Genomic DNA, 8,861 nt, shown 5'->3' on the forward strand with positions numbered 1-8,861 from the left:
CGGCTGGCGCCGCTGTGGCAGCGCGAGATCGGCCAGCCCGGCGGCATCTCCGCGCTCGCCAGCCACGCGATGCAGGGCGGCCTCCTCGCGACCGGCCGGGCGGTGGGGGCGCAGGCAGTGCATCGGCTGGTGCTGCTGGGCTTCATGCTGCTGTCGCTGTTCTTCCTGCTGCGCGATGCCGATGACGTGGTCGCGCAGTTGCGGATCGGCAGCGATCGCGCGTTCGGCCCGGCGGGAGAGGACGTCGGCCGGCAGATCATCCGCTCGATCCACGGCACGGTGAACGGCCTGGTCCTGGTGGGACTGGGGGAGGGCGTGGCGCTGGGCGTCGTCTACGCCTTCGCGGGCACGCCGCACCCCACGCTGTTCGGCATGCTGACCGCGCTCGCCGCGATGGTGCCGTTCGGCGCGGCGCTGGCGTTCCTCGTCGCGGCGGCGGTGACGCTGGCGGCTGGCCATACGGTCGGCGCGATCGTGATCGTCGTGGTCGGCTTCGTGCTGACGTTCGTCGCCGATCATTTCATCCGCCCGGTGCTGATCGGCGGCGCGACGCGTTTGCCGTTCCTGTGGGTGCTGCTGGGCATATTGGGCGGAGTCGAGGCCTGGGGCCTCGTCGGCCTGTTCATGGGTCCGGCGATCATGGCTGCGCTGGTGCTGCTGTGGCGCGAGTGGGTCGGCTCGCAGAAGGGGCCGCTCAATCCGCCCGCCACCGCAAGCGCGACGAGAGGATAGCCGATGGATCCCGAGGACGAGACCGTCGACCAGCTCGCCAGGCTCTACGATCGCCACGACCAGCGCACGACCCGTGTCCAGCGTCTCGCCAACCGCGTCACCGCCACGCTCGGCCTGCCGCTGTCGCTGGTCGTGATCTCCGGGCTGGCGATCGCGTGGATCGTCGGCAACTATGCCGCGCGGCTGCTGGGATCGCCCGCGCTCGAGCAGTTCCCGTTTCCCCATCTCGAGTTCATCTCGACGGTATCGGCGTTGCTCGTCGCGCTGCTGATCCTGACGACGCAGCGACACGGGGAGGAACTGGCGGAAAGCCGCGCGCAGCTGACGCTGCACATCGCGATGATGAGCGAGCGCAAGATCGCCAAGGTGATCGCGCTGCTGGAGGAACAGCGGCGCGACAATCCCATGCTGCCCTCGCGCACCGACGCGGAGGCGATCGACATGGCCACGCCTTCCGATCATGATAGCGCGCTCGGCCGCATCGCCGAGGTGACGGACAACCGCCCGTGATCCGACCTGGGCGACCGCATGGCGGACGGCCCGTCCCATCCCGCGCCAGCCCTTCCTCCGCCAGCCCTTCCCCCGCCAGCCCTTCCCCAGTGGTCCCGGCCTTCCTACCTCCCTGTCCATGACCCGCTACGCGCTCCTCGATCTCGTCCCCGTCGCCGAAGGCGGCTCCGTCGGCCAGGCGCTCGCCAACGCCGCCGACCTCGCGCGCCATGCCGAGGAGCTGGGCTTCAGTCGATATTGGGTGGCGGAGCATCACGGGATGCGCGGCATCGCGAGCGCCGCGACCGCGGTGGTGATCGGCCATGTCGCCGCCGCGACGCGCACGATCCGCGTGGGCGCGGGCGGCATCATGCTGCCCAACCACGCGCCGCTCGCGATCGCGGAGCAGTTCGGCACGCTTGATGCGCTATATCCCGGCCGGATCGACCTGGGCCTTGGCCGCGCGCCCGGCTCCGACGGCCAGGTCGCGCGCGCGATGCGGCGGACGCTGGAGACGGATGCGAACGCCTTTCCGCAGGACGTGCTGGAGCTTCAGAGCTACTTCGCCGACGACGGTCAGACGGGCATCGTCGCGACGCCCGGCGCGGGCGCGGACCCGCAGATGTGGATTCTGGGGTCCAGCCTGTTCGGCGCGCAGCTCGCCGCGATGCTGGGCCTGCCCTATGCGTTCGCCTCGCACTTCGCGCCGGACGCGCTCGACCGGGCGCTGGCGGTATATCGCCGCGACTTCCGGCCTTCGGCGCGACTGGCGCAGCCCTATGCGATGGCGGGCTTCAACGTGTTCGCGGCGGATACCGATGCGGAGGGCGAGCTGCTGGCCTCGTCGCAGCAGCAGGCTTTCGTGGCGCTGCGCACCGGCAACCCGCGCCAGCTGCCGCCACCGGTGGCGGGCTATCGCGCAAGCCTCGGACCGCAGGGAAGTGCGATGCTGGACCATGTCCTGCAATGTTCGGCGACAGGTGGCCCGGCCAGGGTGAAGGCCAGCCTCGATGCCTCTGTCGCGCGGACCGGCGTGGACGAGGTGCTGATGACGAGTTCGATCTTCGACCATGCGGCGCGCAAGCACAGCCTGTCGATCGCCGCGGCGGCGATGGGCGAGATGCGGGCGGCGGCGTGATGCTTGCCGCGACGGTCGAAGGCTAGTCCGCGCGTCGTGGATGCTGCGCGATCAGCCTGTCCAGTATCGCGGCGCCGAGCGGGCGGTGGAAAGCCAGGCCGCCCTCGACCGATCGCGACCATGCCACTCGCGCACCGATCGGCTCCAGCCCGGGCAGGCGGATCATCACGAAGCCGTCCGTCGGCAACCGGCAGTTCACCTCCACGCAGCAGCCGACACGCGAGATGTCGACCACCTCGGCGCGTACATAGCCCAGCGCCGAACTGACCAGTCGCACCTCGATCGACACGACCCGGCGCGGCGCCACGCGCATCGCCTCCACCGGGCGCGGATCGACGAAGGCGGCGCGGCGCGGCGGCATCGTCATGAAGGTCCTCCTGCGCCCGGCCATGAAGGGTCGCGGGCCGGATTGGCAAGCGAACGGCGGGGTCGCGCCAGAACCCACGTTCCACGATCGGGCCGATGGGCGGGACCGGATGCGAAAAAGGCTTTCCATGCGGGCTTCGGCGGTCGCCCCGGTCAGTCGCCGCCGCTCCGTCCCCTCGCCAACGCCGCCTCCACGAACGGCAGCATCCGGGCCACCACGATGGCGATCGCGCGCGCGTTAGGGTGCAGGCCGTCCATCAGCGTCAGCGCGGGGTCGCCCACCACGCCGTCGAGGAAGAACGGGTAAAGCGACGCGCCGTGCGCCGACGCCAGCGCCGGAAACACCGCGTCGAACCGCGCCGCGAACGCGCCCAGCCATGCCGGTGCCCGCATCCCGGCCACCAACACGGGGATGCCGCAACGGCCAAGCTCGATCAGTATCGCATCGAGACTGGCGCGCATGCGATCGGGCGGCACGCCCTGGATCAGGTCGTTGGCGCCCAGCTCCACGATCGCCAGGTCGGGCTTCACGCCCAGCCCCGCCAGCACGCGTGGCAGCCGGCGTACCGCATCGGCGCTGGTGTCGCCCGACACGCCCGCCTGATGCACCGTCGCCGAGCCGTGGCGGTCGACCAGCAGAGCCTCGAGCTGCCGCACGAACGACTCGCGCGGCGCAAGGCCGAAGCCCGCGGTCAGGCTGTCGCCGAGCGCCAGGATGCGCGGGCCGGGCTGGCGGGGATTGGCGGTCATCGTTGATCAGATGGGAAGACGCCTGGGAATGCGGAAGGGTCGGCGTCCCCCCTACCCCGCCGCCGGCAGGCGGAGGCGGACCATCAGGCCGCCCAGGTCCTCGCTCTCCTCCAGGCGAACGCTTCCCTCGTAGATCTCCGCCACGTCGCGCACGATCGCGAGGCCAAGGCCGGTGCCCGGCTTGCCGCTGTCGAGTCGAGCGCCGCGATCGAAGATGCGCGTCCGGTCGGCGTCCGGGATGCCGGGGCCGTCGTCCTCGACCAGGAACTCGACGAACTCGCCTGCCCGCCCTACCGTCACGAACACGCTGCCGCCGCCGTACTTGGCCGCGTTCTCGATCAGATTGCCCAGCATCTCGTCGAGGTCCTGCCGCTCCACATGCACCGCCAGATCGCCCCGATCCGCCCTGGGACCGGTCACGTCGAGGCGGACATGGCGGTACAGGCGGCCGACCGCGCGCTCGACGGCCTCGAGGCTCGGCCACACCTCCGCGCGGCTGTGCGCCGAGCCCCGGCGCCCGACGGCGCGCGCGCGCGCGAGGTGGTGGTCGACCTGGCGGCGCATGGTCGTCGCCTCGCGACAGACGGTATCGGACAGGTCGTCGGCGCGCGCGGTCGCGGCGTTCATGATGACGGTAAGCGGCGTCTTTAGCGCGTGGGCGAGGTTGCCGGCGTGCTCGCGCGCCTCCTCCGCCTGGCGCTCGTTGTGCGCGATCAGCGCGTTCAGCTCCTCCACCAGCGGCGCGACCTCGTTGGGCATCGGCCGCGCGACCCGGCTGGACGTGCCCGCGCGCATCGCCGCGATCTCCTCGCGCACGCGGCGCAACGGCCACAGGCCGTAGAAGGTCTGCAACGCCGCCAGCACGACGAGCCCGAGCGCCAGCAACAGGAACGAGCGGACGAGCGTGCGGCGCAGCACCGCGATCTGCGCGTCGAGTTCCACCCGGGTCTCCGCCACCTGGAACCGCCAGATCGTGGCCGATCCGGGCAGCGTCACGTCGCGCGCGACGACCCGCAGCTTCTCGTCCGGGAACTGGCCGCTGTCGAAATAGCGGACGTCGCGGATCACCTGGCGACCGGCGAACGCGAGGTGCCGGTCCCATAGCGAGCGCGAGGGGAAATCCTCGTGCCCCTTGCCCGACACCTGCCAGTAGAGACCCGAATTGGGCTCCAGGAACCGCTGGTCCGCCGCCAGCCTGCTGAACGTCACATCGCCGCCGCGGTCGACCTCGGCGGTGGTGATGAGCGAGCGCAGCACATATTCGAGCTGGTCGTCGAAATTGGCGGTAACCGCGCCGACCAGAACGCGATCGAGCGCGAAGCCGCCGCCCGCGAGCAGGACGCTGATCCACGCCGCCGCGATCAGGATCATGCGCCGCGACAGCGATCCGGTGGTGCGCGTGCGGGGGGAGGCCGGAGTGCTTGCCATGTCTGAAATCCGTTCACCCCGGGCTTGTCGAAAGGCCGTCCTTCCAGGGAAAGGGCAAGGCCTCGACAGGCTCGGCCCGAACGGAAGGTCGGATCAGCCCGCCGGGTCCTCCAGGCTGTATCCCAGCCCGCGTATGGTCGTGATGACGTCCTGGCCCAGCTTCTTGCGGATACGCGTCACGAATACCTCGATCGTGTTCGAGTCGCGGTCGAAATCCTGATCGTAGATGTGCTCGATCAGCTCGGTCCGGCTCACCACCTTGCCCTTGTGGTGGAGGAGGTAGGACAGGAGCTTGTATTCTTGGGCGGTCAGCTTCACCGGCTCGCCCGCGCGCGTCACCTTGCCCGAGCGCGTGTCGAGCCGGACGTCGCCCGCGGTCAGCTCGGAGGACGCATTGCCCGAGGCGCGGCGGATCAGCGCGCGAAGACGGGCGATCAGCTCCTCGGTCTGGAACGGCTTGGCGACATAGTCGTCCGCGCCCGCGTCCAGCCCGGCCACCTTGTCGGACCAGCTGTCGCGCGCCGTCAGCACCAGCACCGGCGCCGTCCGGCCCTCGCGCCGCCAGCGATCGAGCACCGTCAGGCCGTCGACCTCCGGCAGGCCGAGATCGAGCACAATGGCGTCGTAATTCTCCGTGGAGCCCAGGAAATGCCCCTCCTCGCCATCGGTGGCGAGGTCGATCGCATAGCCTGCGCCCTCCAGCGTGTTCTTCAGCTGTGTCCCGAGATGCGGCTCGTCCTCGACGATCAGAACGCGCATGATGTTCCCCCTGTTTGACGGCCTATTTGCCCATTCGCCCGATGACCTGCCCCGAGCGGCCATCAACGTCGACCCAGATCACCGCGCCGTTGCGCAGGAACTTGAAGGTATACACTCCGCTGCCGGGATCGAAATCGACACCGATATACTGCGCGCCGGGCATCGTCGGCACCACCCGCCGCTCGATCTCCTTGAGCGGCAGGATGCGTCCTTCGTGACGCGCGGCCCACGCCTGGTCCTGGTCGCGCTGATGGTCCTGCATCGCCGGCGGCACCGGAGCGGCGAACGCGAGGATGAGGGAGAGCAGCATCGCCATGCCCGCTGCCATGACGGCGCCGCGTTGAACAGCCTGTGAATGGACGGCGACGGGGCGGCGTGGGTTGCCGCGCCCGCCCGTGCACCCTAGCTCGCATGGCTATGGCCGCACCGATCCTCTCGTTTGAAGACCTTGGCCTCAACCAGGGTCCGCGCTGGCTGTTCCGGCAGCTGAACCTCCATATCGGCCCGCGCGACCGGCTGGCGCTGATCGGGCGCAACGGCGCGGGCAAGACGACGCTGCTGAAGCTGATCGCCGGCAGCGTCCAGTCCGACGAGGGCCGCCGCACGATCGTGCCGGGGACCAAAGTCGTGCTGCTGGAACAGGATCCGGACCTGGCGGGGCACGCCACGCTGCGCGACTACGTCCTTTCCGAGCCCGACGCGCCCGAACACTATGAGGCGGAGGCGATCGCCGACCAGCTCGGCATCGACCTCGCGCGCGAGGCGTCGTCGGCTAGCGGCGGCGAGCGGCGCCGCGCCGCGATCGTCCGCGCGCTCGCCCGCAACCCGCAGGTGCTGCTGCTCGACGAGCCCACCAACCACCTCGACATCGCCGCGATCGAATGGCTGGAGGACTGGCTGGGCCGGTTCGGGGGCGCGTTCATCGTCATCAGCCACGACCGCACGTTCCTGACCCGGCTGACGAAGCAGACGTTGTGGCTCGACCGCGGCAGTATCCGGCGCGCGGAGATCGGCTTCGGCGGGTTCGAGGCGTGGACCGACCAGGTCATGGCCGAGGAGGAACGCGCCGCGCAGAAGCTCGACGCACGGCTGAAGATCGAAGAGCACTGGCTCCAGCGCGGCGTGACGGGGCGGCGGCGGCGCAACCAGGGCCGCCTGACCAAGCTGAAGGAGATGCGCGCCGAACGCGCCGGCATGACCGGGCCGCAGGGCGTCGCCAACCTCGTGACCGGCAGCGACGACAGCAAGACCAAGGTGGTGATCGACGCCGAGCACGCGACCAAGGCGTATGGCGCCGGAGACGATCAGCGCACGATCATCCGCGACCTCAGCCTGCGCGTCACGCGTGGCGACCGGATCGGCATCGTCGGGCGCAACGGCGCTGGCAAGACCACGCTGCTGCGGATGCTGACCGGCGACCTCCAGCCCGACAGCGGCCGGGTGAAGCTCGCCAAGACGCTGGACGGCGTCGTCATCGACCAGCAGCGCAGCCTGATGGCGCCCGGCAAGACGGTGCGCGAGGTGCTGGCCGACGGCGGCGACTGGATCGACGTGCTGGGGGTGCGCAAGCACGTGCGAGGCTATCTGCAGGAGTTCCTGTTCGACCCCGACCTGATCGAGGCGAAGGTGGGCACGCTGTCGGGCGGCGAGCGGTCCCGCCTGCTGCTGGCCCGCGAGTTCGCCCGCCCATCCAACCTGCTGGTACTGGACGAGCCGACCAACGACCTCGACCTTGAGACCCTCGATCTGTTGCAGGAAGTGATCTCGGACTATGACGGCACGGTGCTGATCGTAAGCCATGACCGCGACTTTCTCGATCGGACGGTGACGGTGACGCTGGGCCTCGACGGCAGCGGCACGGTCGACGTGGTGGCCGGCGGCTATGAGGATTGGGAACGCCGGCGGCGACCCGCGGGCGCGGCGAAGCGGTCGTCCGCCGCCAAGCCGCCCGCGCCCGTCGCGGCGCCGGCGCGCAAGCTGACCTATAAGGACCAGCGCGACTATGACCAGCTGCCCGTCCGGATCGAGGCGCTGGATGCCGCCATCGCGCGGGACGAGGCGCAGCTGACGGACGCGAGCCTCTTCACGCGCGACCCCGCCGGCTTCGACCGGCTGATGAAGGGCATCGCGGCGGCCCGGGCGGAGAAGGACGCGGCGGAGGGGCGGTGGATGAAGCTGGCGGAGCAGATGGAGGCTCTGGGCTAGCCGCAGCATGACTTTAGCGGCAGGACGAGGTGGCCGATCCGTGATCCCGCGCCGGGGAACGGTCGGCGTGATCGACGTCGAATGCCGCGGGCGCGAGTGGCTGTTCCAGGCGCGCCGTCAGGATCGTGACTGCAGCGACCGCACCTTCGTCCGGTCCGTTCAGGCCGTCAGTCCCGCTCTTCCCGCCAGTTCCACCACATACTGCCATGCCACGCGTCCCGAGCGACCGCCGCGACGCGTGGCCCAGCCGACCGCGTCGGCGTCGTCCACCGCCAGCCCGCGCGCCCGCGCATAGCCGCGCACGATCGCCAGGTAATCCGCCTGGTCGACCGGATGGAAGCCGAGACTGAGGCCGAAACGGTCGGTCAGCGCAAGCTCGTCGTCGATCGCGTCGGCGGGATTGATCGCCTCCGCCTGCACGGCCATGTCGCGCGGCATCAGGTGGCGGCGGTTGCTGGTGACGAACAGGCGGGCGTTGCCCGGCCGCGCCTCTGCCCCGCCCTCCAGCATCGAGCGGAGCGCGCGGCCATCGGAGGCGCTGCCGAGACCCAGATCGTCGACGAACAGCGCGAACGCGCGGGGAACGCCTGCCAGCGTGGCGAACAGCGCGGGCAGGCTGTCGAGCTGCGATGGCGCCAGTTCCACCAGCGCGATGCCGCCGCCCGTCCCCGCGGCCTCCGCCTGCACGGCGGCGACCGCGCTTGCGACCAGCGCGGACTTGCCGGTGCCGCGCGCTCCCCACAGCAGGACGTCGTGGGCGGCATGGCCGGCGGCGAGGCGGCGCACATTGCCGAGCAGCGCCTGCTTCTGCCGGTCGATGCCGAGCAACGAACCGAGCGCCAGCGGCCGGAACGCCCGCGCGGGCTCCAGCACCGTCCCGCGCCACAGATAGGCGGGGTGCGCCAGCGGATCGGCCGCGAGCGGCGGCGGCGGACTGAGCCGTTCGAGCGCGGCGGCGATACGGTCGAGCGGATCGGTCATGCGCCACCTGTGC

Annotated in this window: 10 protein-coding genes; 4 read left to right on the top strand and 6 right to left on the bottom strand. The window is 70.7% G+C overall.

Annotated features, from left to right (window positions below):
• The 3 genes from HUV01_RS08765 to HUV01_RS08775 form a co-directional block, all read left to right on the top strand.
• A partial coding sequence (locus HUV01_RS08765; RefSeq protein ID WP_174297907.1) for an AI-2E family transporter occupies positions 1-732 on the top strand: 732 nt, incomplete at its 5' end.
• A gap of 3 nt (positions 733-735) precedes the next feature.
• Positions 736-1,242, top strand: a complete 507-nt coding sequence (locus HUV01_RS08770; protein ID WP_174297908.1) for a DUF1003 domain-containing protein — start codon at positions 736-738, stop codon at positions 1,240-1,242.
• 118 nt (positions 1,243-1,360) lie between these two features.
• Entirely contained in the window at positions 1,361-2,359 is a 999-nt protein-coding gene (locus tag HUV01_RS08775) for an LLM class flavin-dependent oxidoreductase (protein WP_174297909.1), read from the top strand.
• 22 nt (positions 2,360-2,381) lie between these two features.
• On the opposite strand, the gene HUV01_RS08780 is transcribed toward HUV01_RS08775, so the two are convergent.
• From HUV01_RS08780 to HUV01_RS08800, 5 genes are all read right to left on the bottom strand, one after another.
• Positions 2,382-2,726 carry a PilZ domain-containing protein gene (locus HUV01_RS08780; protein WP_174297910.1) on the bottom strand — a complete coding sequence of 115 codons (345 nt, stop codon included), beginning with the start codon at positions 2,724-2,726 and terminating at the stop codon, positions 2,382-2,384.
• A 152-nt stretch (positions 2,727-2,878) separates the two neighbouring features.
• Complete coding sequence (locus HUV01_RS08785; protein ID WP_174297911.1) at positions 2,879-3,475, bottom strand: arylesterase; 597 nt, start codon at positions 3,473-3,475, stop codon at positions 2,879-2,881.
• 51 nt (positions 3,476-3,526) lie between these two features.
• Complete coding sequence (locus tag HUV01_RS08790; protein WP_174297912.1) at positions 3,527-4,903, bottom strand: sensor histidine kinase; 1,377 nt, start codon at positions 4,901-4,903, stop codon at positions 3,527-3,529.
• A 93-nt stretch (positions 4,904-4,996) separates the two neighbouring features.
• A complete protein-coding gene (locus HUV01_RS08795) occupies positions 4,997-5,662 on the bottom strand; it encodes a response regulator transcription factor (RefSeq protein WP_174297913.1) in 666 nt (221 codons plus the stop codon).
• A 22-nt stretch (positions 5,663-5,684) separates the two neighbouring features.
• Positions 5,685-5,990 (bottom strand): PepSY domain-containing protein, encoded by a 306-nt coding sequence (locus HUV01_RS08800; protein ID WP_254606517.1) that lies wholly within the window; start codon positions 5,988-5,990, stop codon positions 5,685-5,687.
• 89 nt (positions 5,991-6,079) lie between these two features.
• Between HUV01_RS08800 and HUV01_RS08805 the strand changes: the two genes are divergently transcribed.
• Positions 6,080-7,867, top strand: a complete 1,788-nt coding sequence (locus HUV01_RS08805; RefSeq protein WP_174297914.1) for an ABC-F family ATP-binding cassette domain-containing protein — start codon at positions 6,080-6,082, stop codon at positions 7,865-7,867.
• A gap of 159 nt (positions 7,868-8,026) precedes the next feature.
• Here HUV01_RS08805 and HUV01_RS08810 read toward each other — a convergent pair whose 3' ends face one another.
• Positions 8,027-8,848 (bottom strand): DUF815 domain-containing protein, encoded by an 822-nt coding sequence (locus HUV01_RS08810; RefSeq protein WP_174297915.1) that lies wholly within the window; start codon positions 8,846-8,848, stop codon positions 8,027-8,029.
• Positions 8,849-8,861 lie beyond the last annotated feature (13 nt).

This window comes from Sphingomonas bacterium (assembly GCF_903643035.1).
GTDB lineage: Bacteria > Pseudomonadota > Alphaproteobacteria > Sphingomonadales > Sphingomonadaceae > Sphingomonas.

What these genes read in the sequence shown, in the direction of transcription:
- HUV01_RS08770 (WP_174297908.1), top strand. Translation starts at nt 736, where the DNA reads ATGGATCCCGAGGACGAGACCGTCGACCAGCTCGCCAGGCTCTACGAT.
- HUV01_RS08775 (WP_174297909.1), top strand. Translation starts at nt 1,361, where the DNA reads ATGACCCGCTACGCGCTCCTCGATCTCGTCCCCGTCGCCGAAGGCGGC.
- HUV01_RS08780 (WP_174297910.1), bottom strand. Translation starts at nt 2,726, where the DNA reads ATGACGATGCCGCCGCGCCGCGCCGCCTTCGTCGATCCGCGCCCGGTG.
- HUV01_RS08785 (WP_174297911.1), bottom strand. Translation starts at nt 3,475, where the DNA reads ATGACCGCCAATCCCCGCCAGCCCGGCCCGCGCATCCTGGCGCTCGGC.
- HUV01_RS08790 (WP_174297912.1), bottom strand. Translation starts at nt 4,903, where the DNA reads ATGGCAAGCACTCCGGCCTCCCCCCGCACGCGCACCACCGGATCGCTG.
- HUV01_RS08795 (WP_174297913.1), bottom strand. Translation starts at nt 5,662, where the DNA reads ATGCGCGTTCTGATCGTCGAGGACGAGCCGCATCTCGGGACACAGCTG.
- HUV01_RS08800 (WP_254606517.1), bottom strand. Translation starts at nt 5,990, where the DNA reads ATGGCAGCGGGCATGGCGATGCTGCTCTCCCTCATCCTCGCGTTCGCC.
- HUV01_RS08805 (WP_174297914.1), top strand. Translation starts at nt 6,080, where the DNA reads ATGGCCGCACCGATCCTCTCGTTTGAAGACCTTGGCCTCAACCAGGGT.
- HUV01_RS08810 (WP_174297915.1), bottom strand. Translation starts at nt 8,848, where the DNA reads ATGACCGATCCGCTCGACCGTATCGCCGCCGCGCTCGAACGGCTCAGT.